Source organism: Enterococcus sp. DIV0806c (assembly GCF_051710905.1).
Classification (GTDB): domain Bacteria; phylum Bacillota; class Bacilli; order Lactobacillales; family Enterococcaceae; genus Enterococcus_B; species Enterococcus_B mundtii.
Genome location: NZ_JBIOLO010000001.1, coordinates 1,490,218 through 1,517,023 on the forward strand (window position 1 = coordinate 1,490,218; position 26,806 = coordinate 1,517,023).

The 26,806-nt window shown below is 40.0% G+C and carries 15 protein-coding genes; all 15 read left to right on the top strand.

The genetic code is table 11. The features are described from left to right. Positions 1–57 precede the first annotated feature (57 nt). The 15 genes from IGK77_RS07140 to carB all read left to right on the top strand — a co-directional run bounded on the left by IGK77_RS07140 (position 58) and on the right by carB (position 26,748). Positions 58–7,278 carry a QWxxN domain gene (locus tag IGK77_RS07140; RefSeq protein ID WP_074798944.1) on the top strand — a complete coding sequence of 2,407 codons (7,221 nt, stop codon included), beginning with the start codon at positions 58–60 and terminating at the stop codon, positions 7,276–7,278. 262 nt (positions 7,279–7,540) lie between these two features. Next, positions 7,541–8,887, top strand: coding sequence for a hypothetical protein (locus tag IGK77_RS07145; protein WP_438713120.1), 1,347 nt, complete (start codon positions 7,541–7,543; stop codon positions 8,885–8,887). Then, on the top strand, positions 8,862–14,657 hold the full coding sequence (locus tag IGK77_RS07150) for a QWxxN domain (protein ID WP_438713121.1): 5,796 nt from the start codon (positions 8,862–8,864) through the stop codon (positions 14,655–14,657). The genes IGK77_RS07145 and IGK77_RS07150 overlap by 26 nt, the downstream gene beginning before the upstream one ends. Positions 14,658–14,946: 289 nt before the next feature. After that, on the top strand, positions 14,947–15,141 hold the full coding sequence (locus IGK77_RS07155; RefSeq protein ID WP_196768995.1) for a helix-turn-helix transcriptional regulator: 195 nt from the start codon (positions 14,947–14,949) through the stop codon (positions 15,139–15,141). After that, a complete protein-coding gene (locus IGK77_RS07160) occupies positions 15,128–15,619 on the top strand; it encodes a DUF6773 family protein (protein WP_074798947.1) in 492 nt (163 codons plus the stop codon). The genes IGK77_RS07155 and IGK77_RS07160 overlap by 14 nt, the downstream gene beginning before the upstream one ends. Before the next feature lie 96 nt (positions 15,620–15,715). Beyond that, complete coding sequence (locus IGK77_RS07165) at positions 15,716–16,099, top strand: hypothetical protein (protein ID WP_074798949.1); 384 nt, start codon at positions 15,716–15,718, stop codon at positions 16,097–16,099. After that, positions 16,086–16,784 carry a CBS domain-containing protein gene (locus IGK77_RS07170; protein ID WP_071867261.1) on the top strand — a complete coding sequence of 233 codons (699 nt, stop codon included), beginning with the start codon at positions 16,086–16,088 and terminating at the stop codon, positions 16,782–16,784. The genes IGK77_RS07165 and IGK77_RS07170 overlap by 14 nt, the downstream gene beginning before the upstream one ends. A gap of 4 nt (positions 16,785–16,788) precedes the next feature. Further along, on the top strand, positions 16,789–17,253 hold the full coding sequence (lspA, locus tag IGK77_RS07175) for a signal peptidase II (RefSeq protein WP_071867262.1): 465 nt from the start codon (positions 16,789–16,791) through the stop codon (positions 17,251–17,253). Further along, positions 17,250–18,161 (top strand): RluA family pseudouridine synthase, encoded by a 912-nt coding sequence (locus IGK77_RS07180; RefSeq protein ID WP_074798951.1) that lies wholly within the window; start codon positions 17,250–17,252, stop codon positions 18,159–18,161. The genes lspA and IGK77_RS07180 overlap by 4 nt, the downstream gene beginning before the upstream one ends. 240 nt (positions 18,162–18,401) lie before the next feature. Further along, positions 18,402–18,941: a bifunctional pyr operon transcriptional regulator/uracil phosphoribosyltransferase PyrR gene (pyrR, locus tag IGK77_RS07185; RefSeq protein WP_074798952.1), complete on the top strand. Its 540-nt coding sequence runs from the start codon at positions 18,402–18,404 to the stop codon at positions 18,939–18,941. Between the two features lie 14 nt (positions 18,942–18,955). Further along, positions 18,956–20,239, top strand: a complete 1,284-nt coding sequence (locus IGK77_RS07190; RefSeq protein WP_010735517.1) for a solute carrier family 23 protein — start codon at positions 18,956–18,958, stop codon at positions 20,237–20,239. Positions 20,240–20,251: 12 nt separating this feature from the next. Then, the gene (locus IGK77_RS07195; RefSeq protein WP_023519624.1) at positions 20,252–21,178 is read left to right on the top strand and encodes an aspartate carbamoyltransferase catalytic subunit; all 927 of its coding nucleotides are present in this window, start codon (positions 20,252–20,254) and stop codon (positions 21,176–21,178) included. A 20-nt stretch (positions 21,179–21,198) separates the two neighbouring features. Continuing rightward, positions 21,199–22,479 carry a dihydroorotase gene (locus IGK77_RS07200; RefSeq protein WP_074798954.1) on the top strand — a complete coding sequence of 427 codons (1,281 nt, stop codon included), beginning with the start codon at positions 21,199–21,201 and terminating at the stop codon, positions 22,477–22,479. Positions 22,480–22,483: 4 nt separating this feature from the next. After that, positions 22,484–23,563: a carbamoyl phosphate synthase small subunit gene (locus IGK77_RS07205; protein WP_071867265.1), complete on the top strand. Its 1,080-nt coding sequence runs from the start codon at positions 22,484–22,486 to the stop codon at positions 23,561–23,563. Beyond that, positions 23,563–26,748 carry a carbamoyl-phosphate synthase large subunit gene (carB, locus tag IGK77_RS07210; RefSeq protein WP_074798955.1) on the top strand — a complete coding sequence of 1,062 codons (3,186 nt, stop codon included), beginning with the start codon at positions 23,563–23,565 and terminating at the stop codon, positions 26,746–26,748. Before IGK77_RS07205 ends, carB begins: the two co-directional genes overlap by 1 nt. Positions 26,749–26,806 lie beyond the last annotated feature (58 nt).

The following is a 26,806-nucleotide window of genomic DNA, read 5'->3' on the forward strand; positions in this document are numbered from 1 at the left end:
TGGCATAAAATCTACCTTTAGGTTTGTATCTCATCAACAAAATAAGGAGAGAGAGTTATGCCAATCGATAATCAAAGTAATCGAAAACGAAATGGTCAATTCAACAATGAAAAGAATAATAAAGAAGATAAGCAGGCTTTTGAAGATGCAGTAAAAGCAATTTCTTCTGGTGTCGGTCATGCCCCTACACCAGAGATTCTTCATTCACCATTGTTATTGTCATTATACGCCTCGAGCATTTTAGGAAATGTGGTCGTGCGAGGTGAGGGACCTAATCAACGACAACCAATACATAATAGTGGCGCTGTTTTTGAAGCAGATACTATTGTCGAAGTGAAGCAACATGCGAATCAAACAGAAGTGCTACATGCGCTTACTTCGCATTCGACAGTGAACAGTACGTTGATCACCCCAGCTTTGACAGAGAATACAACTGCAATTGCTTCTTTGCCTTCACGAGCTTTTCATGATAATACTGCTTATAATTTAACAGATTTTGCTCATCACTGGAGTTTGAACGTACATAAAATAGCACATGGCATTGCAGAAACATATGGTTGCACAACAAATAAGACTATCACAGACCTCACAAAATCATGGGAAGAGGCAACTAATTCTAATCACACACAACTCAAGCATACAAAAGTCCACTTTAAAACCGTTTGTCAGAGTGCGATTGCTGAATCTCATAAGATGAATCAACAACAAATAGATAAACCCACCAATCTACATCATTTTTCCTTCAAGAAAGGTGTAAGTGATCGTTCAGAACAACAATTTTTATTTGAAGATGCGGCGGAAAAATTGAAAAAAATTTTTCAACAATCATTTAACAAAACAACCAATCAGACAAAGCAACAGACAACAGAAAATGTGAAAAATGATGTTCCTGAGTCAGCTAGTTTCTTTGAGGGTTTAACAGAGGCATTCATTACATTTTTTCATGATTTTGATCAACCAATCTATACAGAAAAACTTGAAAGTTTAAAAGGAGATTCGCTGATCACTCGCTTTTTATCCATGATGGCTCAAAGTATTTCCTATCAAGAAAAAATTCCTGATACAGCTAAACCTTCAAATGGTATGAATGTTCCTCATTCTTTTCGAGCGTATGCCTTTTCAAGTGAAGTTCCAACTTTGAATAAGGAAGAGGAAGGATTTGCGACACAATTTTGGATGTTGTTTAGCAAAATGGATGAAACACTAACCAATTTTATAAAAAAGTGGGATCTATTCGTTGTTCGAGGAGCTGAGGGAAGGCCGATCAATGATCCGCGCTTCAATACTAGAGAGGAAAGTGAAGTCGAGACAGTTAAAGATAATCAGCGGGGACAGGGAACAATGAAGAATCCTGGATCTACTAAGATTGAAATCGTGAAAGGAATCATAGAGGATATTGAGCATGATCGAGTCCCAACTAGTCGATACAAAGAGCCTTTACCCAACTTTTTTTACGATAAATATTTATTTCGGAGTAAGAGCGAGACAAAGAATGTAGTAAGAAAGTTGAAAGTCTTTTTGATCAAACAAAAAGCTGTGACTAAAAATGCTAATGATGTGGAAGTGATCAAAGCGCTTGAGAATTGGGTTAGAATCCGTCGTATTAATGATATTTCACAAGACGCTTCCAAAGTCCAATTTGCCGCCTCTCTCATTCGTAAAAACTATGGTTTGAAGAATATCAGAATAGGTGATGCTTTGACGACGACACAACTACAAGCAATCTTTATGCAATTGAAAGTCAATGTGTACTTGGCAAACTATACCTACCAAGAAAAATCGAAACCAATCCAACTGTCACCAGCGGAAAAAACGATTGAGGCTTATTATCGAACAGAAATAAATGTGTGCAATCAAATTTTTTCGGACTTCATCAATGATGCTCCTGCTACTGTACCAAAAAAACAGGCGATTACTGCAGTTATTTACAATCGCGATCTCTTTAACAATCGAGAGAAAACAGAATCAGTGAATAAAGAATTGATTGATTTTGCACAAAAGCAAGGCTTCATTTTAAAGAATCCAACTGCAAGTGAATTGGTCCGATGGACGCGGATGTGGCTATTGAGATTAGGAAAATATGAAGAGATCGTGAGTCGAGAAGAACTAGTAGCGAAAGAGTTATTGAGAGCATATGGATCAAATATGACACTTGCGGGAACAAACGAGTCACGAGCGGTCATACTCCAATGGGAAAATAATAATGCGCAAGCGGGTTATCGGTATAAAAAAAATCGTATAAATGCGATTGCGCCGGATGCTCGCAAGGATAAATCAGATCAGACCGAGGAACAACAAGTTCAATCTTTCCTTAAAGAAAATCATATCATACCTATGAATGCAACCACTCATGTCAACGAAGAAAATAAACAACAAAAATTCCCTGATGAACCATCAGAAGTCATCGACAAACGAATCTGTCATTTTTTAAAAACAAAGGGTATTGTCTGTGATATATCAAATCCTCAGTTGTTAGCTGACAAGGTATCAAATTGGCTAATGCTTGAGGGTGCTGTTCAAAAAGTGATCGATCCTGTTAAACTAAAAGAACTCGCTCAAACGATACTTAATCAAGAAGACAATGGTCTTATTTCAAATAAGGAAGCAGAATTGACATTTTCAAATTGGTTAGAGAAAAAAATGGCAAAGAAAGAATCTCCTAGTTTGCCTGAAAATCAACCGAAAACTGTTAAACCGGTGTCAATAAATGAAGATAACAAATGGAGAAGTCAGCAAGTGATTGATAAAGTGGGACAATACTTACGTCAAAATAATTTGATCACAGGGTTGGCAACAAAAGAGGAAGTTCTGAGTGGAATTGGGAAATTGTTTGCACAAAATAATAATAATGGGGAGATAAACCCTGAAAAGGTACAAGCTATAGCAACAGTCATATTGAAAGAGTTGAACTTATATGGTGGAGCAGAGGATGAGTTGATTTCTGACAATGATGCACAAAAAACAGTCATGAAATGGGTCATGGAAAATGTGCTAGGTAGCTCAGTTGAAGAATATGCGACAAAAAAAATCCTTGATCATCCTAATCCTGCTACCTTTACGATTGGTGAGCTTAGAGATTCATTTAAACTGAATGAATTGATTAAGGACAAACGGATCATGCTTAATAAAAAAAGCGATCCTAAAAAGTATAAAGAATTAGAAGCTAATATAAGATCTTTGTGGATTGGTTGTCTGAACTATCTACTCCCTAATTACTTTCTCACATCAAGTGCGTTGTCAGATAATCTGCTGATTTCCGACTATGGTTCATTGTTACAGATTGCAGGCTCAAGAATACTAGTAGCTTCAGGTATTCTTAATAAATTTGAAAAAGAGGAAATTCGTACGTTGGGTGCACTTTTCTTTGAGTCAGTCAGTGAAAAAGGAGTACAGGATATCGAAGAATTAGATCATCTGTTGATACCGGCATTATTCACGACGGCTCAGTTAGATGCGCCACGATTAAGAATAGCAATGGAGGCGGGTGACTATCGGGAAGTAGCTATTAGTACATTCATAAGCTACTATCAAAGAGGCTACTTTACGGTTATGGTTCACGAAGAAGAATTTAACCGCTTTTATCGAAACTATAAAACAGCTGTCATCAACTTTAGGCGAAAACAAGCATTAGTGGATGAAGTCCTCAAAGAGTGTGAAAGACTTGGGATAAGAGTGCCTCCCTCTGCAGGAGAAGTATATTTAGCTGGAGGTAATCCTTGTCCAGGACCATGGATTCCGCGTAGTATCGAACCTTGGTATAGAGAGTTAACAAGTGATGTGGCAGAGTCGTATCATCTATTGAACCGAAAATTGATTGGGCTATCTGTCGATTCATTCAATCAGACAGAGTTAGATTTTATGTTTTCTCCTGAAACTCGTGTCTATGAAGGGACGGCTGAGTTTAGAGATGAGGCTGCTCTTGCTTCGAACCCGATTGGATCGATTCCGTCTTTGATGATTGCTAGCAGAAAAGAAAATAGGGATGATTTGATCCTCCCCCTTAAACAGACTGATCTGTTAGTGGCTATTCGGGACAATGAAGTACGCACATATGCATTGAAGCGGTTAGAAAAAGAGGGGGGGTATCGTGTTTATCGTGTTGACCAAGATCCTCTTTTATTTTTAGAGCATGATTTAATGGACCTAAAATCACTTTGGTGGAAGAAATATAAAAAAGAAGGGGATAAGATTCGGATCGGCGAGTATTCTTATTCTTTTATGACACAGATCCACATGGATAAACAATTATCTCATGGTGATGATAGAGAATCGTTATTCAATAATATCAGTACGAAACATAAAGATTTACTGTATCAACAACTATATGACTCAGGAAATGACCAAACGTTAGCTAGTAAAGTGTGGGATACTGTTAGTCATTTCATTCCTTTTTACGATTGCGTAATTGGCATTGTCAATAAGGATGCTGCAAGTGCAGTGCCAAATTGTATCATTGATGCGCTTCTTGTCATTCCTGTATTAGGACAAGTCACTACTATCAATATCCGTTTTGCATTGGGAGCAGCAAGAGTTATTGCAAACAATGGGGTAACGGGATTAATAAAATATAGCGCAAAAGTGCTTCCAAAACTTTCCGATCTGAGAAGTCTTTTGGCAAGTGTCGTGCGGTATATCGACCCAGGTATAGAAGCAGCAATTAATGGCGGACGATTTGTGATCAAGAACTTATTGAAACTTAAAGACCAACCAATTCTTGCAAGAAATATTCATTTTGGAACTGTATTGATAAAACTAGAAAAATTTGAAAAAGAGATACCAGAACCAGTTATATCAAAAATGGGTATCAACGCCCGTTTACCTAGAAATGGTCCGCAAGTTCTTGTAAAAAAAATGAAGAACAGTTTATATGTCAAAGTTTCAGATTTTAAAAAGGGTGAAGTTTATGGGAAATATTTTACTTTAAGAGGAGAACAATTGAGAGAATTTGAAGGTCCAGCAATTTTTTCTCAAAAACAAAAGGAAATCATCAACTCTTTAAAAATAAATATCCAGCCTGATGAGATGTTTATCGAAAAGCAAAATTTTTATCCTAAGGGTTATGGTGAAGGAACGGTCATGGACATATTGAAAAACGGCGAAAGAAAAATGACTGTGATTGAAATGGACGATCAACTTGTTCCTGTTAGAATCCAAACAATCAAAAAATACGGTGTGCGTTATGACGTGTTAGATGGCGATAAGGTATTGCCAGTGAACTTTAATGGTATTGAATGGTATTTCGAACCAGATACATCCCCAATAATTTCGAGACCAGTAAAAATCGAAGTGACGAATCGTATCAATCAGTTTGAGGCCATATGGGATCCAAGCACCCTTTCGGCACCAGATGAAAATGGGCTGATGTGGAGTGCAGAAGGTCGATCCTATATTAAAATCCAGGAACGCTATATTCCTTTAGCGTTATTAGATAAGGAAAACAACCGATATCATTTAGTGAAAAAAGATATACTTGAGCCAATGACTGTCTTGCGTTTGGATCCTGGAATCGATCAGTTCCGTTTTGAAACTCAATTGGAGAAAAGGGTAGTTGAACATCTGGACGATCTATTACTGGCTGGTGGCTTTGATCAAGGCGCAAGCACTTCCAAAGGTGGAAATGTCCCTGTCAGAGGCCAGCTATCCACTTTAACGCTTAACAATCCTAAATATCCACCATATATGAGGCTGCCTAAAATACCTGAAAAGTGGCCGGAATGGAAGACGCATATGAACGCAATTGAGATAGCTGGTCCCAGTACTGTATCTATAGTGGAAGATAGCCGAGTGGTACTTCCACCACTAACTAAGTTCATACCAGAACCACAAAAACAGATAAGGACAAATGAAGCGCTGACCCTAAAAAAAATCGCGATGGGAATCCAAAGTTGTTTACCCGATGAGTTGAAAAAAAATTTTCGCGTGTATGCTGGTTTAGATGCCGCTAAGATGCCTGAACATCTAAAAGCATTTCGGGACGTAGTTGCAAAAGAATATAATGAAGCACTGACTATCTTAGATCAAGTTATCGAAGAATGTACATATATGCTTAAACTAGAAAAAATAAGTTCCACAAAGAGAGGAATCTATTTATCTAATATGTTTAATGTATATGGCAAACCCGAAGAACAGGCGGTATTAAAAGAAGGAGTCAAAAGGCTTAAGTCAATCGCAGAAAAAAGCAAAGCGTTTCTTAAACAGTCAGCAGATTGGGGATTTAAGAATATTTGGATTGCTTCGACCGATTTACAAAAAGATGCGACTACCAAGGCATTCTATTCATTAAGCAAACAACGTATTTCGCCGTATGGATTTGTGATTAGAAATGATGCTGAAAATCGAATCGTGCTTATCGCTGATTCTTTCAATAAGGACCCTAAGATTTGGCCAGAAGCTGAAATAGCACCACCTGTTTCAGAAACGTTGCTCCATGAAACGACTCATCTTGTTTCAATGACTAATGATATCGTCACGTACGGACCGTCTTACCGTGGATTATTAAAACGTGGGAAAGATGCACAAATAGACTTCATTTCAAAGTATCATACTAATTTCGGAACGGCTAGTTTTATCCAGTTTGTTCAACTGATCGCTGATTATTTAGGATTAGATGGTTTATCAAGGATGGCCGTTTTTCAAAATTTTGGCAAAGATTCTATGTTGTTTGCTAATTATATGCTGACTGATGCGGAAATGGTGGGGACTCTACTAAGAGATGTTGCCTATGGATATAAGTATGATCAACCGCTCTTGCGACCGAAACGCTCTGTGGATGAACCAAGTCAAGAACCCATTCAGGAGCTTGGAAGTGGCAATATACTTATAAGTCTGTCCTTGATGTCAATCGGTGAATTTGGAACTGCAGAAAAAAATATTGGATTGGAAGTGACGAAAGAACCTTCTTTAGGAAGTACCCTTAGTGGAGTAGCTACCACAACAGAATTTTCTGCCGTAGTAGGTTCGAAACAGGCAAGTCCTGCTTCAGTGATAGACGCAAAAATGCCCAATAGTCAATCGCAAAATAAAGAGAGTCCTGCACAACGATCAAGAGTGAAACGAAGTGATTTGAATTTATCGGAAGGGGAGATCAATCAGGGAACATTTCAACCGATACCTGCCCAACAAACAAACTCAGCTCACTCCGTGAGTACCAATCCTGCGGTTTATGATAATTTCTTCGCAAGGATAAATAGAGGAATCAGAAGAAGCCAGACGCTAAATAGAACTTCAACAATTAGACAGAATAAAAGGAAACAGTTTGGAATAAATTTACAAAATTGAGATACTACAATCACGATGTATGAATGCTATTGAAGAGTAAAACGTGCGTTGATAATTTCGATGTGGACGATGGTTATTTAATGATTATTGGCATATATTTAGGTAGAAGTAGTATATTTTTATTCCTAAAATCTGTTCAAATAAATTTAGTTTTACTCAGTCAAGTATTGATTTAATGATGCAAATTTTTGGTTCAGTTGTGCATACAATCTATCTCTTATTGAAATGTGTGCAAAGACCTAATAAATAAAGGAGTTAGAGGATGCCTATCGAACAACATCGAGAAAGAATCGGTCAATTCACCAACAAGTTTCAGAGATATATAACTGACAATGAGCAACGAAGAAACTTGAATTTACTTGCTCAAAGTTTTGGGCATTATCCTGTCGGCAGAGGCGTTTGGTCGTCGACAGGGATACTTTACTTATTAAGTATTGGTCAAAATCTTCGAATATCGGACACAAATTTACCTAATCGACAGCGTGCAGTGCAAGAAACTACTGCAGCGTTTGAAGTGGATACTTTTGTAGGAGCACGACAACAAGGCGCGGAGATCACTTTAGATTCTTTATTGTCAAGTTCTACCGCGAATCCCCAGCGATTTATTCCAATTATGGTGAATAATGCGTCTATCCCTACGAGCTCGTTCATTGAGGCGGCCGTGCCTTCGAATCCGCTCATCTATTTAGTCGAAAAGGCCCATCAATGGAGCATTGGGATGCACAAAATGGCGCATCGAATGGCGCAAGTAGAAAATTGTACGACTACGAGTGAGATTTTTCATCAAAACCCTCTTGGCTTGTGGAATAGTGCCAATCATACACAAGCTCATTTTAAAACGATTTGTCAGACAGCCATTACAAAATCACAAACAACAAATGAAGAACGGAAAGATATGCCTGCGAACATTCAAAAGTTTTCTTTTAAGAAGCAAGCAATAGAGAAGGAGACACGCACGTTCACTGCCGAAGAAGCAGCTGAAAAAATGAAAACGGTATTTGAATCAACTGTGGAAGAATTCTATCAAACAAATAATGGAAGAACGACAGAAAAGATGAAAAAGCAGAGTATTCCTATTCAGGAGACGCTAGTCATTGATGCTTTTTGGGGAGAACTAACCGAGCTCTTTACGACCTTTTTCGGCAAAGCAGAGAATGCTACTTATACAGAGAAACCACTAGATGATGCTAATGGCTACTCGGCGATGGCTTATTTTATTGAATGGATGAGCCAAACATTCTCTGTCAATTATTCGACCTATGATACAGTTGATAGCCAAATAAATCAGAATGCGCATATTCCTCTAGCGTCAGTTTTATCTGATCAAACGCAAACTCAAGCTTCAATGAAAGAACCGGCCGTAAAGGAAGTTGAGGCGGGAATCATGGCTCCTTTAAGGGAACTCACCAACAAATTGACAGAAAAACTTGATTACTTTGTAAAAAAATATGATTTTTTAGTCACAAGAGGCGCTGAAGCAGCGCCTACCATTGGTCGAGCAACGTCCGACCAATCTACAACTCTTCATTCTGTGGGAATAAGTCTAGAGGATCAACCATTGTTTCCTTCTAAGGACTCTGAATATGAACAAGTCATTCAAATCACCTGAAGCTATTTCTAAAAATAAAAAACCTCCAGGCGCTTTGTCCCCATTACCGAATTTTCATTATGACGTGTTGCTTTCTCAAAGAAGGAATCAAACAGCCCAAGTAAATACTCATTTAAAAAAATTTTTTGTTGATCAGAGTTTACTTGGATCACAGGCAACTGATCTAGAGTTGATTGAAGTTGTTCAAAGATGGGCAGGAATGAATTGGAAAAATGAAGATTCGCTGTACTCCGCTAGAGCACAGTATCTTGCTTATCGAATACTTGAAGGAAATGGGATAGAAGATGTACGATTAGGTGACTTCTTATCGGACATAAGATTACAGTCGATCTATAAGCAATGGAAAACGAATACTTTGTTGATTGATTATCTTTTTTTAGAAATCAATCAACAAACGAAGCAGTATCACTTATCACCTGTAGAGACAGCTACAGTGAATCAATTCCAAAATCAAAAAAAAATAAACAATCAAATCTATGCGGATTTTATACATCAGCGGCCACGAAGTGTTTCTAAGGATACAAAAATTCCAGCAATCTATTATCATAAAAATACTTTCAACCTGCGAACAAAAACAGTCGAAGTAAACGATATCGTTCAAAAATTTCTTTATAAGCAACGAATTTATTTGAACAAGCCAACGCCTGCAGGATTAGTTTCTGGGATGCAAAAATGGATTTTAAATGGGAAACTGTACGATGAAATCCTGCAAAGAGAACGAACAGCAGCCACCTTACTTTTGCAAGCCTATGGCATGACAGAGAAAAATTTAATGGTCAATCAGGCAAGAGCGATTTTGCTGCAATGGGAAGACAACAATGCGCAGACCGGTTATACATATAAGAAAATTAAGAAAAAAATTCTGGGCATTGATATCAATAACATCAAAAAGGATCAGGAAAAAGAACGTAAAGAACAAGTGAAACAAAAAACCGAATTGTTTCTTCGTGAAAATAATATAGATACATCCATAAATAATCTGCAACAACCAGAAAAATCACCGGATATGCATTCAACAAATGAGGACGATATGGTACGTCAAAGAGTTGCGATATTTTTATCTGAACAGGGTGTTGTGTGTCATGCATCAAATCAAAATGTACTTGCTGAGACAGTATCACATTGGATTTTACTTGAGGGAGCTACTCAAGACATTATCGATATGGTAAAAGTCAAGCAAATCGCCCAAGTGATCCTCAATGAAAAGGTAGATGGGGTTATTTCAAATGAACATGCTGAAATCACTTTTACGAAATGGTTGTGGGATCTGATTAAAGCGAATGACTCATTATTGACTGTAGTGCCACGATCAGTGAGCAATGAATCGGTAGTTGAAAATAGTACAGTCTCATCTTCTACAGACTTGAACGGGATTGCTCTGACAGAATCAACGAATAAAGAAGACAAGGAATCGAAAGAAACAGTAAATAAAGAACAGTGGCGTAGTCCAAAAGTAATGAAACAAGTCGAAGATTTTTTTCGTAACAAAGGACTACTCATTGGTATGGCAACAAAAGAGGATGTATTGAGCGCGATGGGAAGATGGTTCATCGAAGCTGAGAAGGAAACGATTATCATGCCTGAGAAAGTTCAGGCAGTTGCTTCAGTTATCTTAAAAGAACTGAAATTGTATGGTGGTAGTCCAGATGAAATGATCTCTGATTCCAGTGCCGAAAGAACGGTGATGAAGTGGACGTTTGAGAATGTCTTAGGTAGTTCGATTGAAGCCTACATCGCAAAGCAAATCGTTGAAGCCACTGACCCATCAGCCTTTACGATTGGTCAACTAAGAAGCTTGTTTATGTTTGAAGAATTAAAAAAAGCAGGATTGATCAACCTCTCTCAGACACAAGTAGCTTTACAACATGGCATTCGAGCTGAGGATGCAGAGATGTATCTAAAGAAACTTTGGATTTCTTTATCCAATCAAGCATTGCCCCATTACTTACTGAAATCAAGCAATCTTCCAGACAAGTTATTGATTTCTGATTATCATTCGTTGACTCAACTAACAGGTGCGAGCTTAATGGCCGATTTAGGTTTTTCGAAACAGTTCAATCAGACTGAAACACGATTGCTAGGTGAATTTTTCTTAGAAACACTTAGTTTTGAGGGGATCCATCACTTCGAAGAGTTGTCCTTCCTTTTGACACCAGCCTTGCTTACTGTGGCGCAACTAGAACCTGATAAAATGCAAGAAGCGCTAGTGAAGGGAGACTATATCGAAGTAGCACTTACTACATTTATTGGTTATTCGCACAAAGGGTATCTCCAGATGATGAAAACGCAAGCGATTGCTGATGATCTTGTCTTGACGTACCGACAAGCTGTGGTCAACTGGCGACGAAAAGTAGTGTTAGTAGATGAAGTATTAGCAGAGTGCAATCGACTTGGAATAAAGCTTGATTTGGCAGCGAGTCAAGTGTATCTAGCTGGCGGAAACCCGTGTCCCGGTCCATGGATACCACCAGATCTTGAAAGATGGTATACTCGACTGACCAAAGATGTCTCAGACTCTTTTCACTTGCTCAATGAGTTCCTTATCCAACTGTCCATTCAATCGATCGGGGAACAGGAGTTGGATTTTTTATTTTCTCCAGATAGCCGAATTTATCCAGCTTCGGCTCAATTTAAAAGTGAAGTCCGGCAATATCAGTTTCCAATAAATCTACGTTCAGTTCCTCCGCTTTTATTTTATAAACAGGAGGAATTATTGAACTCGACGCTTCATTTGAATCAAACGGATCTGATTGTCGTCATCAAGGGAAATGAAGAGCGCTGGTATGCATTGAAACAAGTAGAAAAAGGGGGATACAATTTTTATCGTGTTGACAAAGATCCATTTTTATTCCTTACCTATGGTCTGATGGATCAAAATGATCTCTGGGATGGGCAATTTCGAAAAAATGGAGATAAGATCCGGATTGGAAAGGAAGATTATTCATTTACCACGAAAGTGTATACTGATAAGGAATTTTCTCTTGGGAATGCGAAACAAACATTAGCCAATCAAATCAGTTTGAAACATAGAGATGCGCTTTATCAACAATTATATGATTCAGGAAATGAACAAACGACCGCTACAAAAGTCTGGAACGTCTTAAAACACGTGATTCCTTTTTATGATTGTGTTGTCGGCATTTCCGAGCAAAATGTCGAAGAAGCGGTACCTAATTGTCTGATTGATGCTGTCTCATTGATTCCTATTCTAGGTCAAGTAACTACTTTCAACATGAGGTTTGCCCTAGGAGTTGCAAAATCCGTCGTTAAAAGTGGGCTGAGTGTTACGCTAAAAACGAGCACGCGCTTTCTTCCGACTCTAACCGAGCTTAGAGGGCTGTTAGTAAATGCTATACGCTATTTAGATCCAGGAGTAGAGTTGCTCTCAGGTGGTGGACGTTTCATTTTGAAACGTTTAGTGGATTTTAGCAATGAACAATTTATAGGGAAAGAATTGAAAGCAGCATTGACAAAATTAGATGATTTAGGAAGTAAACAGACCGATTGGACAAAAAGTTATGTGACTGCACGCTTTGCCAAGGATGGCCCAGAAGTTCGAGTGAAGCGCATGCCAAATAACTTATATTTAAGGGTAAGTGATCTTAGAAATGGGGATGTTTCTGGGAAGTACTTTACTTTAAGAGGTGATCAGTTGAGAGAATTCGAAGGACCTGCTACCTTTACACCAAGACAAAAGGTAGTGATCCAACGACTTTCAAGAACATTGGATGTTGATCAAGTATTCGTAGAAGAACCTAATTTAAATCCTAAAGCTTATGGAGAAGGGAACGTCTTTACATTCAAAAAAAGAGATGGTCAACGAGTTTCTGTGCTTCAAATGGATGGGCATATGATTCCTGTCGAAATAACTGTGCTCAAAAAGCATGGCGTACGCTACGATGTTTCTGATGGAGAACAGCTGTTACCCGTCAATTTCAATGGGATTGAATGGTATTTTGAACCTCCTACATCGCCTATTGTTGTGAAATCTGTAGAAATAGACGTAACGAACCGAATCAATCAATTTGAAGCATTATGGGATCCAAGTATTCTTTCGCCCCCAGATGAACGAGGTTTGATGTGGAACATGGATGGCAGGTCCTACATCAAGATCAATGACCGGTATCTCCCGTTGATCTTATTGGATAAGGAAGTAGATCGGTATCATTTAGTAAAAAAAGATTTCCTTGAAACGATGACTGTTTTAAGGTTTGATCCAATCAATCACTCTTTTAGATTTGAATCTGAGCTAGAAAAACAAACGATTGATATTCAAAATCAAATAAGAAGGACCGGAACAGCTGATAAGTCGCTACCTGGTACTTCAAGCGATGCTGCTGGTTCGTCACAAGAGGGAACCGCTCCCTCCCAGCTGTTACCAAACACGCCAGGAAGATGGAAAGAATGGAATGAAATTAGACAAGCAGTGGTAGTGGGCACTGATCCGCTGCCAAGGGTGACTGATAAAAATGTAGAATGTAAAAAATTAACTGCTTTTATCCCAGAACCACAGATCGAGGTTATTTTGGATGAAAAAAGTACGCAAATAGCAATTTCTAAAGGAATTGAAATGATGTATCATTCGCAACCTGTAGATTACCAAGTTTTTTCTGGTTTGGATATTAGCAAGGTACCAGATTATCTTAAACCCTACTTTAAAGAAATGTCAGATGGATTTTTTGAAGCAATCAATTATTTCAAAACTACAAAAGAAAGATGTATCGAGTTGTTGAAGCTACATAACATTGCGGAAACACCGGAAGGTAAGTATGCAGTAGAGATGTTTGACATGTATCTGATTGAAAACCGTGAACCTTATTTAAAAGAAATTTTTAAAAGATTGTTAACTGTAGCGGAAAAAGGCGAGCGCTTTCTACGGCAATCAGCAGATTGGGGATTTAAAAATATTTGGATCGTTTCTACTGAATTAGCAAAAAGTGAAACAACGCAGGCATTCTATTCAAAGGTCGAGGCAATTCCGAAAGCATATGCGTTCATATTGAGTCATGATCCGGAATGTCGAATCATATTTATTGCTGATACCAATCATATTGATCCAGATTATATGCCAAAAATGCAGATATCTGTAGATCCAAAGGAAACCCTTATCCATGAAACAACTCATATCGTGGCTATGGCATATGATGTTATTCCAAGTTATCCGTATATGGTGTCGGGGTATTCAAAATCTGGAGTAGATGTTCGCAACCAATATTTTAAAAAATATACAGGTTTTTTCAAAACAAACCAGTTCACTCGCTATGTTGATCAGTTAGCAGATTATCAGCAGTCCCCGACATTATCAGAGGAGGCGGTTATTCTTGCAGAAAAATCTGATGCGATGATGAGTATGAATATTCAAATCCTTGATGCAGAAACTCTAATGATAATGATCAGAGATGTTGCATTAGGAAATCCTTTCAATAAGCGTCCAGTCAATCAACGACCAAAACTTTTGAAACGAGACCTCAGTAATAATCAAAACAAACCAAAAATCAATGGGGAAATGCTTGTCACTCTTGCATTGATGAATTCTGGACAGTTTCATACAGCAGAAAGAAATTCAGAGTTGACAGTTACGCAAAAACAGTCGGTGAAGACAACTACAAGTCCCTTACCAATTAGCAAGACGAATCAGAACAAGCCCCTACAGAAAAAAACGCGAATAAATAAACTGGTTGGATTTAGCACAAAAATCAGTGGATTTGTGAATGGTGGGCAAGTAAACACCCCTGCAAAAAAAAAGAGCGACTTAAATCTTCAAAAGTAATGGAAACTAGTCAAAGTTAAACACTTTTTGTTGAGCCTCAAAAAACAAGGCGCCATCCACGAAAATTGTTCCTCAAATTTTTATGGATGGCGCCTTGTTTTCCTAAGCGGTGACTTCTGTTCCTGTCGTTTATTCGGAGTTCGGGCGAGAAGGCTAACGTACCAGTCTTTTTGCTATTCCTATTTTACGCTTATTTTAGCAATATATATTTTACATTTAGTAATGTATAGTTTACAATATGAGTAAGAGATAAGAATGGAGGTTAGTCATCAAGTTGAAGAACATCCGAATGAAACTCGCACGTTTAGCAAATGATTTAAGCCAAGAAGAATTAGCACAACGTGTTGGGGTGACAAGGCAAACGATTGGATTGATTGAAGCAGGGAAATATAATCCGACACTTAAATTGTGTCAAGCCATCTGCCATGAATTAAATCAAACACTAGATGATCTATTTTGGGAGGATAAAGATGAAAAAGAATAAGCCTAAAGATGAACGTATTGTACAGATCAATAATCAAATACAAAGTGAAGCTTTTTTATTATTATTCGTATTATTAACCACTTCTATCTTTGTAAAGAGCTATCTTTTGGAGCAACCTGTTTCTGAATTGTTGACTGAGTTATTATTGTTAGGAATAGGGTTCATCTATCTATTGATTCGTGGTTCGCTGATTGGTCATGAGCTCATTGATCCATCCAAACATGCAAAGAAATTGCGTGTGTCAGCAGTGATTGTTGCGAGTTTATTTGTTTCCATAGTGACGGGAGTCAGAAATTATACCTTATACCATGATTTATATACTGGTTATTTTGATCCTCATTTTTTAGCAGTTTTAGGGATTACGTTTATATCCTCGGTTTTATTTATGTCTGGCCTAGTATTCTTGGTTTCTTCTGTCAACCGATTTGGACAGAAAAGACTGGAGAGTAAAATAGAGGATGAGAATGAGGAAAAATGACTTCTGAAAAAGATGGCATAAGGATCGATCCATAGGAGATAACAGAGATTCCGCTTGTGTTTTGATAGAGACTAACGCATAATAGGAGGAGCGAAAATGGAAGTGAATGTTACTAGAGATACGGGATTTTACGGAATGGGTAGTCCAATCACATTGCGGGTGGATGATCGGAAAATCAGTTTGGGGCAAAACCAATCTGTTACTCTAGATGTCGAGCCCCCGTTTCAGATGCAAGTCACCTTTTTTTGGTTAAAAAGTCCAGTCTATACGATAGCAGAACCAACTAAAAACTATCGGATCACGATGAATCTATTACTATTACAGTTGTATCCCTTGCTTTTCTTGTTTACAGGGATCAGTGCTATTGTTATTCAAAGTATCCTTTATAGTTTACTGATCGTCATCGTAATGATTGGTTTCTTTCTATTTATAAAAAATAAAGCATATGTCATCAAGGAGGCTAGTGATGAAGAATTCTGATCTTTTTTTGAGTAGCTTTAATCGGATCGAAAAATGGATGCAAGAAGAGATGGGAAATCCACGAAATATGGGGTTTACTGAACTCGTTCGTCGTTTAGCACAAAAGCAACACCAAAGTATCAAAAAATATGAGGATGACTTACTACAGTTGGCTCAATTACGTAATGCGATCGTGCATGATCGGATCGCCGTCGATTTTATCATCGCTGAGCCTAATGAATGGGCGACGAAGCGTATCCAAAGAATCGAGCAAGAACTGATTCGCCCAGAAACAGTGTTACCGCGTTTCGCAAAGCATGTGACGGGGTTTGAATGGGACATCCCATTACCTAGTTTATTGGAGACTGTTGCTAAAAAGCGGTATTCTCAGTTCCCGCTTTATCATAAAGGAACATTCAAAGGATTAGTGACGTTGCGTATGTTAGGTTTTTGGTTGGCCAAAGAAAGTCACCATGGTGTGATCGATCTTCAAGGAAAAATAGCTGCCGATCTGATCACACAAGATGGCAAGTACACCAATTATCATTTTGTTTCAGCTCAGACAACGATTGCTGAAGTAGAAAAAATGTTTGGTGAGCAGGGTACGCTTGAAGCTGTGTTGATCACCAAAAACGGCGATCCTAACGGAAATTTATTAGGGATCATCAGACCAAGAGATATTTATCATGAAGTAGAAAAGGAATGATTGTTTGTTAGCGATATATTGGATTATAAGTGCGTTGATCATCGGATTAGATCAATGGGTAAAATGGTTGATCGTCGATAACTTTGCTTTAGGAGAAACGAAATCAGTGATTCCAGGGATCTTGTCCTTGAATCATATCCGTAATTTCGGAGCAGCTTGGAGTTTACTAGAAGGAAAAATGTGGTTTTTTACTGTCGTGACGATCATCGCAGTTGTAGTGATCTTGACGTTGATGATCAAAAATCGCAGCAACGGAAATCGTTGGTTCATGATCGGTCTGACATTGATTCTAGCAGGAGCAATCGGTAACTTTATCGATCGTGTTCGTTTAGGTTATGTGATCGATATGTTCCAAACTGATTTCATGAATTTCCCGATTTTTAATGTGGCAGACATTTCTCTAGTAATCGGTGTGATCTGCGTATTGATTTATATTATTTTAGATGAAAAGGACCAACGAAAAAAATGACACAATTAAAAGCAACTATCAAAGAAGAAAAAGGCCGGATCGATAAAGTTCTGACAGCATTATTTGCGGATCATAGTCGTTCACAAGTCCAACAATGGTTAAAAGACGGTGCCGTTTCCGTAAATGGTGAACCAGTAAAAGCGAATTACAAAGTAAAATCGGCGGATGCGATCATCGTTGAAGTACCAGAGCCTGAAGAACTTGAGATCGTAGCAGAAGACTTACCAATAGAAATCGTCTATGAAGATGACGACGTAGCTGTGGTCAATAAACCACAAGGCATGGTCGTTCATCCTTCTGCTGGTCATGCCCAAGGAACACTAGTCAATGCGTTGATGTACCATATGAAAAATCTTTCATCGATTAATGGCGTGATCCGTCCAGGGATCGTCCATCGAATCGATAAAGACACGTCTGGATTATTGATGATCGCCAAAAATGATCAAGCCCATGAAGCGTTGGCACAGCAATTGAAAGATAAAACTTCCCTAAGAAAATACATTGCTTTAGTCCATGGCGTCATTCCACATGAAAAAGGGACGATCAATGCACCTATCGGCCGCTCAAAAGTCGATCGAAAAATACAAGCCATCCGTGAAGATGGAAAAGCAGCTGTGACGCATTTTACTGTACTAGAACGTTTTGAGAATTTTACTTTAGTAGAATTACAATTAGAGACAGGGCGCACGCACCAGATCCGTGTGCATATGAAGTATATCGGTTATCCTTTAGCAGGTGATCCCGTATATGGACCAAAGAAAACTCTCAAAGGCAATGGCCAATTTTTACATGCGAAATTATTAGGTTTCACTCATCCTCAAACAAATGAACGAATGACCTTTGAGGCACCATTGCCAGAAGTTTTTGAAAAAACTTTAGAGAAGTTGAGAAAAGATATTGCTTTTTAAAGTACTTAACGGTATAGTATTAAACAATAAAAGAAAAACTTAATAGAAGTCCTTTAAGTTTAGTCCCGTGAGGCTAAGAAGGGTGTGAGTAAGAATTCCTGTGGTGCGCCATAGCGAGACTTGCTCAATGACGTCGCATACACAAAGCGACCAGTGTAGTAGTATACACTCAGTCTAAACATTCCTCCTGTCCTCTTAGGGCAGGAGTTTTTTTGTGTGAAAAATAGAGGGGGAAAAATGATGCAAGCCAAAGAAGTAGTGGATCAAGTAACGATGAAACGAGCGCTAACACGTATCACTTACGAAATCATCGAAAGAAATCAAAGTATCGAAGAGATCGTTTTAGTCGGAATCAAAACGAGAGGGATCTATATCGCTGCTCGAATTGCCGAACGTCTGAAACAACTCGAAAATATTGAAGTACCTGTGGGAGAACTTGATATCACATTGTATCGTGACGATAAAAAAGAGATCGCTCAAGAACCAGAATTGCATTCTTCAGATCTTCCAGTCAGTTTAGAAGGAAAAGAAGTTATCTTGATCGATGATGTGTTATACACAGGACGGACGATCCGCGCTGCAATGGATGCGGTCATGGACTTTGGTCGTCCAAGAAAAATCTCACTAGCGGTTCTAGTTGATCGCGGACACCGAGAATTACCGATCCGTGCAGATTACGTAGGAAAAAATATCCCTACAGCAAAAAAAGAAGAAATCTTAGTAGAGATGCAAGAATTAGATGGACAAGATCGCATCATGATCTTAAACGAGGAAAAGTAGAGGAGTAAGGAAAGATGGCAGAAGAAAAAAAGTTCCACAACGATAGTGTGGTATTAGACATCCATGATCGACCAACCATTGGACACTGGGTGGGATTAAGTTTACAGCATTTATTCACGATGTTCGGTGCAACTGTCTTAGTACCGATCTTAGTTGGAATCGACCCAGGGATTGCCTTGGTCAGTTCAGGATTAGGAACAATCGTTTACTTGATTACAACGAAAGGGAAGATCCCAGCTTATCTAGGCAGTAGTTTCGCGTTCATCGCAGCCATGCAGATGTTGATGAAAACCGACGGCTTCCCGGCGATCGCCCAAGGTGCGATGACGACAGCACTTGTCTATCTGATCGTTGCGTTGATCATCAAGAAAATCGGTTCCGCCTGGTTAGACAAAATCTTGCCACCGATCGTGGTTGGCCCAGTCATCATGGTCATCGGTTTAGGTTTAGCTGCCAATGCAGCAAACAACGCGATGTTCAATCAAGACCATTATGATTTCAAATATCTATCAGTTGCGTTGATCACTTTAGGATTGACGATTTTCTTCAATATGTTTCTACGCGGATTCCTAGGATTGTTACCGATCTTGCTTGGCATCATCTCTGGCTACATCGTCGCTTTACTTTTCGGGATCGTTGACACACAACCAATCATTGACGCACCATGGTTCGCACTACCTAACTTCGAGATTCCATTTGTCCAATATCAACCGAAGTTATATATAGGAGCAATCACCACAATGGCACCGATCGCCTTTGTCACAATGACCGAACACATCGGCCATTTGATGGTCTTAAACAAATTGACGAAACGTAATTTCTTTGAAGATCCAGGCTTACACCGTACATTGACAGGAGATGGATTGGCTCAGTTAGTGGCAGCTTTCGTTGGCGGACCTCCAGTGACAAGTTATGGTGAAAATATCGGAGTCTTGGCAATCACTCGTGTACACAGCGTGTTCGTGATCGGAGGTGCAGCGGTCTTCGCAGTGATCCTTGGCTTTATTGGCAAACTAAGTGCTTTGATATTAAGTATTCCTGGCCCAGTCATTTCAGGTATCAGTTTCATCCTATTCGGAGTGATTGCGGCAAGCGGGATGAAAATCTTAGTCGAAAACAAAATCGATTTTGATAAAAAGAAAAATCTATTGATTGCTTCAGTCATCTTAGTCGTAGGTATCGGGGGATTAGTCCTAGAAGTCGGGACATTCACTTTATCTGCCATGGCATTAGCAACAGTTTTAGGAATCATTTTGAATCTTATCTTACCAGAAACTTCACGCAGCGAAGAAAATTAAGGAGGACATCGCATGATCATCAAATCAGAACGCATCAGTTTAAAACACTTATTAACGGTAGAGGCATTGACAGACCAAGAAGTAATGGGGTTGATCCGACGAGGACAAGAGTTCAAGCAAGGCGCAACTTGGTCACCACAAAAATCCCAATATTTTGCAACGAACTTGTTCTTTGAAAACAGTACACGAACCCATAAAAGTTTTGATGTAGCAGAAAAGAAACTTGGTCTTGAAGTGATCGAATTTGAAGCAAGTACAAGTTCAGTTACAAAAGGTGAAACATTATACGATACCGTTCTAACGATGTCTGCACTTGGGGTGGATGTAGCTGTTATCCGTCATGGAGATGAAAACTACTATGACGAATTGATCCAAAGTAAAACGATCCAATGCTCGATCATCAATGGCGGTGACGGTAGTGGGCAACATCCAACGCAGTGTTTACTTGATTTGATGACGATCTATGAAGAATTTGGCTATTTCGAAGGCTTGAAAGTGGCGATCGTCGGCGATATCACACATTCTCGTGTCGCAAAATCGAATATGCAGATGTTGAAACGTCTTGGCGCGCAGGTTTTCTTCTCAGGTCCAAGAGAATGGTATGACGATGAATTTGAAGTTTACGGTCATTACTTACCACTAGATGACTTGCTGGATCAAGTCGATGTCATGATGATGTTGCGGGTGCAACATGAACGCCATGATGGAAAAGAAAGCTTTTCAAAAGAAGGCTATCACCAAGAGTACGGCTTGACGGTCGAACGCGCTAAAAAAATGCAAAAACATGCAATCATCATGCACCCGGCACCAGTCAATCGAGATGTCGAGTTGGCGGATTCACTGGTTGAAGGGTTACAGTCACGGATCATTCAACAAATGAGCAATGGCGTGTTTGTCAGAATGGCAATCTTAGAAGCTGTATTAAGTGGAAAAGCATAAACATAAGAGGAGGAAGAAACATGAAAACACTCATTAAAAACGGTCAAATCAATACAAAAAGAAATGAAACAACTCCAGCAGAAATTTGGATCGAAGAAGGAAAGATCAAAGCAATCGGTACAGGCTTTCCTGAGGCTGAATTTGATGAAGTGTTTGATGCACAAGGGCAGTTGATCACACCTGGATTAGTGGATGTCCATGTCCATTTGAGAGAGCCGGGCTTTACTTACAAGGAAACGATCGAAGCTGGCACGAAAGCAGCTGCTCGAGGGGGATTCACCACTGTTTGTGCGATGCCAAATCTTGACCCAGTACCTGATACAGCGGAAAAATTAAAACAAGTCTATGACATCATCAAACGTGATGCGGTCGTCAAAGTATTACAGTATGCACCGATCACTGAGAATCTTCGAAGTGAAGAACTGGTCGATCAAGAAGCATTGATCAATGAAGGCGCATTTGCTTTTACCAATGATGGTGTCGGCGTGCAAACAGCAGGCACGATGTACTTAGCGATGAAAGAAGCCGCAAAAAACAATAAAGCACTCGTTGCTCACACAGAAGATGAATCATTATTATTTGGCGGTGTGATGCACGCAGGAGAAAAAGCAGAAGAGCTAGGGTTGCCAGGTATTTTGAGTGTGACTGAGTCTTCTCAAATTGCTCGTGATCTCCTATTAGCGGAAGCAACAGGCGTTCACTATCATGTCTGCCATGTTTCAACAAAAGAAAGTGTGCGAGTGATCCGCGATGCGAAAAAAGCCGGGATCCGCGTGACTGCAGAGGTTTCACCACATCATCTGATCTTGATCGATGAAGATATCCCAGAAGATTTTGGTTTTTGGAAAATGAATCCACCATTGAGAGGCAAAGCCGATCGCGAGGCATTGATCGAAGGCTTGCTTGATGGCACGATCGATTGTATTGCCACCGACCATGCCCCTCACGGATTAGAAGAAAAAAGTCAAAGTTTCTTGCAATCACCTTTCGGGATCGTTGGAAGTGAAACTGCCTTCCAACTCGTGTATACACATTTTGTTGAAACCGGAAAATTCACACTAGAGCAAGTGATTGACTGGATGGCAGTCAAACCAGCAGCTATCTTTGGTTTGGAAGCTGGTACATTGACGATCGGCGCACCAGCAGACGTGGCAGTTTACGATATTGCGCATGCTGCAGTAATCGATAAAAAAGATTTCTTATCAAAAGGCGAGAACACACCTTTTGTCGGTTGGGAAATCAAAGGGGAAACATTGATGACATTTGTCAACGGAAAACTTGTTTGGCATAAGGGGGAATAATTGGATGGAACGGTTGCTGATTTTAGAAGATGGCACGGTATTTAAAGGGAAATCATTTGGCGCGACAGCCAATGTGTTTGGAGAAATCGTCTTTACGACAAGTATGACAGGATATCAAGAAACGATCACAGACCAAAGTTTTAATGGACAGATCATTACATTTACGTACCCGATGGTAGGGAATTATGGCGTCAACCGTGATGATTATGAATCGATTGCACCAACGTGTAAAGGTGTAGTGGTCAAAGAGCATGCACGTGTTGCGTCAAATTGGCGTAACCAAATGACATTAGACGAGTTCTTGAAACAAAAGGGAATCCCTGGTATCTCTGGCATCGATACACGGGCGTTGACACGAAAGATCCGTGAAGTTGGGACGATGAAAGCCAGTATCGTGGATGCAGGCGACACATTTGAACATGCGTTTGACCAACTAAAAGCAACCGTTTTGGCAACGAACCAAGTCCAACAAGTTTCAACCAATAAACCTTATCCTAGCCCAGGAACAGGAAGAAATGTGGCAGTCATTGATTTTGGATTGAAACATAGCATCTTACGTGAATTGAGTAAGCGTGACTGTAATTTAACCGTCTTACCGTACAATACGGATGCGGAAACGATCCTTTCATTATCGCCAGACGGCGTGATGTTGACGAATGGACCAGGGGATCCGAAAGATGTACCGGAAGCGATCGAGATGATCAAACAAATCCAAGGAAAGATCCCGATTTTCGGCATTTGCTTGGGGCATCAACTTTTTGCGCTAGCAAATGGTGCAGATACGTACAAGATGAAATTTGGTCACCGTGGACTGAATCATCCTGTTCGTGAAGTTGCAACAGGAAGAATCGATTTTACGTCACAAAACCATGGCTATGCGGTAGATGAACAAACGATCGATCCGGAACAATTACTTGTCACTCATGTGGAAGTCAATGATGGCACAGTCGAAGGTGTCCGTCACCGTCGCTATCCTGCCTTCAGTGTGCAATTCCATCCAGATGCAGCACCTGGCCCACATGATGCACTACATTTATTTGATGAATTTATGGAAATGATGGACGCTGGAAAGGAGCAATTCTAATGCCAAAACGCACAGATATCAATAAAATCATGGTGATCGGTTCTGGTCCGATCATCATTGGTCAAGCCGCTGAGTTTGACTATGCAGGCACACAGGCTTGTCTTGCTTTAAAAGAAGAAGGCTACGAAGTCGTCTTAGTCAACTCCAATCCAGCAACGATCATGACTGATAAAGAAATTGCCGATCAAGTCTACCTAGAACCAATCACATTAGAATTTGTCTCACGAATTTTGCGAAAAGAACGTCCTGATGCGATCTTACCGACATTAGGTGGGCAAACAGGTTTGAATATGGCGATGGAATTAGCTGAATCAGGAATCTTGGACGAATTAGGCATCGAATTATTAGGGACAAAATTAAGTGCGATCGACCAAGCAGAAGATCGTGACTTGTTCAAAAAGTTGATGGAAGAATTAAATCAACCGATCCCAGAATCAGAAATCGTGACAACGGTGGAAGAAGCAGTTGCCTTTGCCAATAAAATCGGTTACCCGATCATCGTTCGACCAGCCTTCACATTAGGGGGGACTGGTGGTGGTATGTGTGAGAATGAAGCCGAACTACGCCAAATCGCGGAAAATGGCTTGAGCTTGTCGCCTGTCACACAATGTTTGATTGAACGTAGTATTGCAGGCTTCAAGGAAATCGAATATGAAGTGATGCGTGACTCTGCCGATAATGCCATCGTTGTCTGCAACATGGAAAATTTCGACCCAGTCGGTATCCATACAGGTGATTCGATCGTCTTTGCACCGAGTCAAACATTAGCAGACCATGAATATCAAATGTTAAGAGATGCATCACTATCGATTATCCGTGCATTGAAAATCGAAGGTGGCTGTAACGTTCAGTTAGCATTAGACCCTCATAGTTTCAACTACTATGTCATCGAAGTGAACCCGCGTGTTTCACGCTCCTCTGCTTTAGCAAGTAAAGCGACCGGCTATCCGATCGCAAAATTAGCAGCTAAAATCGCGTTAGGCTTGACCTTGGATGAAATGAAAAATCCAGTAACAGGAACGACTTATGCTGAATTTGAACCCGCATTGGACTATGTAGTAGCAAAAATCCCACGTTGGCCCTTCGACAAATTCGAAAACGGTGAACGTGTCTTAGGCACGCAAATGAAAGCAACCGGCGAAGTGATGGCGATCGGTCGTAACATCGAAGAATCTTTATTAAAAGCCGTTCGTTCATTAGAAATCGGGGCGCACCACCTTGAATTGCCAGAACTGAAGACAGTCAGTGAAGAACGTTTGATGGAGAAAATCGTCCGGGCACAAGATGATCGTTTATTCTACTTAGCCGAAGCGATCCGTCGTGGCTATCCGATCCAAGAATTAGCAGACTTGACGAAAATCGATTTATTCTTCTTGGATAAATTGTTGCATATCATCGAATTAGAAGAGGAGCTTTCGGAACAACCGAATCAGTTGGATCTACTTCTTACTGTGAAACAAAATGGCTTCACAGATCGAAAAATTGCGGAATTGTGGAAAACGACGACGGAAGCGATTCGCCAATTACGTACAGAAAAGAACATTCAGCCTGTTTACAAAATGGTCGATACGTGTGCTGCCGAATTTGAATCCCACACACCTTACTTCTATAGTACGTATGAAATCGAAAATGAAAGCCATCGTTCAGAAAAACCGTCTGTTCTAGTACTTGGTTCTGGACCGATCCGTATCGGACAAGGGGTAGAATTTGACTATGCGACAGTTCATTCAGTGAAAGCCATTCAACAAGCAGGCTATGAAGCAATCATCATGAATAGTAATCCTGAAACCGTTTCGACAGATTTCTCGATTTCTGATAAACTTTACTTTGAGCCTTTGACTTTTGAAGATGTGATGAATGTCATCGAGTTGGAACAACCAATCGGTGTCATCGTCCAATTTGGAGGACAAACAGCGATCAATCTAGCTGAACCATTAGCAAAATCAGGTGTAAAAATCCTAGGAACAACGATCGAAGACCTTGATCGTGCGGAGAACCGTGATCTATTCGAACAAGCGTTACAAGAATTAGGGGTGCCTCAGCCGCTAGGAGATACTGCGACAAGTAAAGAAGAAGCTGTGGCAGTCGCAAACAAAATCGGTTATCCAGTACTTGTTCGTCCAAGCTATGTCTTGGGAGGTCGGGCAATGGAGATCGTCGAGAATCAACGTGACTTAGAAGATTATATGGAACATGCGGTGAAAGCTTCACCAGAACATCCAGTCTTAGTCGACCGTTACTTGATCGGTAGTGAGTGCGAAGTCGATGCGATCTGTGATGGTGAAACCGTCTTGATCCCAGGAATCATGGAACACATTGAACGTGCAGGTGTCCATTCCGGCGATTCGATGGCGGTTTATCCACCACAAGCGCTGTCAGAGGAAATCAAGCAAACAATCGAAGATTACACGATCCGTTTAGCACGAGGGTTGAATTGTATCGGGATGATGAACATCCAATTCGTGATCCACGACAACCAAGTATATGTTATCGAAGTGAACCCACGTGCGAGTCGGACGGTTCCTTTCTTGAGCAAAGTGACGAATATCCCGATGGCACAGATCGCGACAAAAGCCATCTTAGGAGAAAAATTGAAAGACTTAGGCTATGAAGATGGCTTGTACCCTGAAACTGCCAACGTCCATGTCAAAGCGCCAGTCTTCTCATTTACGAAGTTGCATAAAGTGGACACTTATTTAGGACCAGAGATGAAATCGACAGGTGAAGTCATGGGTTCGGATCAAAACTTAGACAAAGCGCTGTATAAAGCGTTCGAAGCATCTGGTTTACGCTTGCCTGATTATGGTGCTGTCTTGTTTACGATCGCCGATGAAACGAAAGAAGAAGCTTTAGGTCTAGCAAAACGCTTTGCAGAAATCGGCTATAGCTTATTGGCAACGAAAAATACTGCAGCGTTCTTTGAACAACACGGACTTGTGGTGACCCCAGTGGCTAAAATCTCTGAAGAAACAAAAGAGAAAAATGTCGTTGACCTGATTCGTGCTGGCAAAGCACAAGTGGTCGTCAATACCATTGATAAAGATCGTGGGAATGCGTCAAAAGATGGTTTTATCATTCGACGTGAAGCAGTAGAGCATGGCACACCATTGTTTACCTCCCTTGATACCGCGGATGCGATCGTCCGCGTGATGGAATCCCGAGCATTTTCAACACAAGCAATCTAATCATGGAGGGCAATTGCCCTCCTATTTAAAAAATGAAAAAAGCAAAGCAGTCTAGCGA

Excerpts from the sequence above, each read along its gene's own strand:
- IGK77_RS07140 (WP_074798944.1), top strand. The coding sequence starts at position 58 with ATGCCAATCGATAATCAAAGTAATCGAAAACGAAATGGTCAATTCAAC.
- IGK77_RS07145 (WP_438713120.1), top strand. The coding sequence starts at position 7,541 with ATGCCTATCGAACAACATCGAGAAAGAATCGGTCAATTCACCAACAAG.
- IGK77_RS07150 (WP_438713121.1), top strand. The coding sequence starts at position 8,862 with ATGAACAAGTCATTCAAATCACCTGAAGCTATTTCTAAAAATAAAAAA.
- IGK77_RS07155 (WP_196768995.1), top strand. The coding sequence starts at position 14,947 with ATGAAACTCGCACGTTTAGCAAATGATTTAAGCCAAGAAGAATTAGCA.
- IGK77_RS07160 (WP_074798947.1), top strand. The coding sequence starts at position 15,128 with ATGAAAAAGAATAAGCCTAAAGATGAACGTATTGTACAGATCAATAAT.
- IGK77_RS07165 (WP_074798949.1), top strand. The coding sequence starts at position 15,716 with ATGGAAGTGAATGTTACTAGAGATACGGGATTTTACGGAATGGGTAGT.
- IGK77_RS07170 (WP_071867261.1), top strand. The coding sequence starts at position 16,086 with ATGAAGAATTCTGATCTTTTTTTGAGTAGCTTTAATCGGATCGAAAAA.
- IGK77_RS07180 (WP_074798951.1), top strand. The coding sequence starts at position 17,250 with ATGACACAATTAAAAGCAACTATCAAAGAAGAAAAAGGCCGGATCGAT.
- pyrR (WP_074798952.1), top strand. The coding sequence starts at position 18,402 with ATGCAAGCCAAAGAAGTAGTGGATCAAGTAACGATGAAACGAGCGCTA.
- IGK77_RS07190 (WP_010735517.1), top strand. The coding sequence starts at position 18,956 with ATGGCAGAAGAAAAAAAGTTCCACAACGATAGTGTGGTATTAGACATC.
- IGK77_RS07195 (WP_023519624.1), top strand. The coding sequence starts at position 20,252 with ATGATCATCAAATCAGAACGCATCAGTTTAAAACACTTATTAACGGTA.
- IGK77_RS07200 (WP_074798954.1), top strand. The coding sequence starts at position 21,199 with ATGAAAACACTCATTAAAAACGGTCAAATCAATACAAAAAGAAATGAA.
- IGK77_RS07205 (WP_071867265.1), top strand. The coding sequence starts at position 22,484 with ATGGAACGGTTGCTGATTTTAGAAGATGGCACGGTATTTAAAGGGAAA.
- carB (WP_074798955.1), top strand. The coding sequence starts at position 23,563 with ATGCCAAAACGCACAGATATCAATAAAATCATGGTGATCGGTTCTGGT.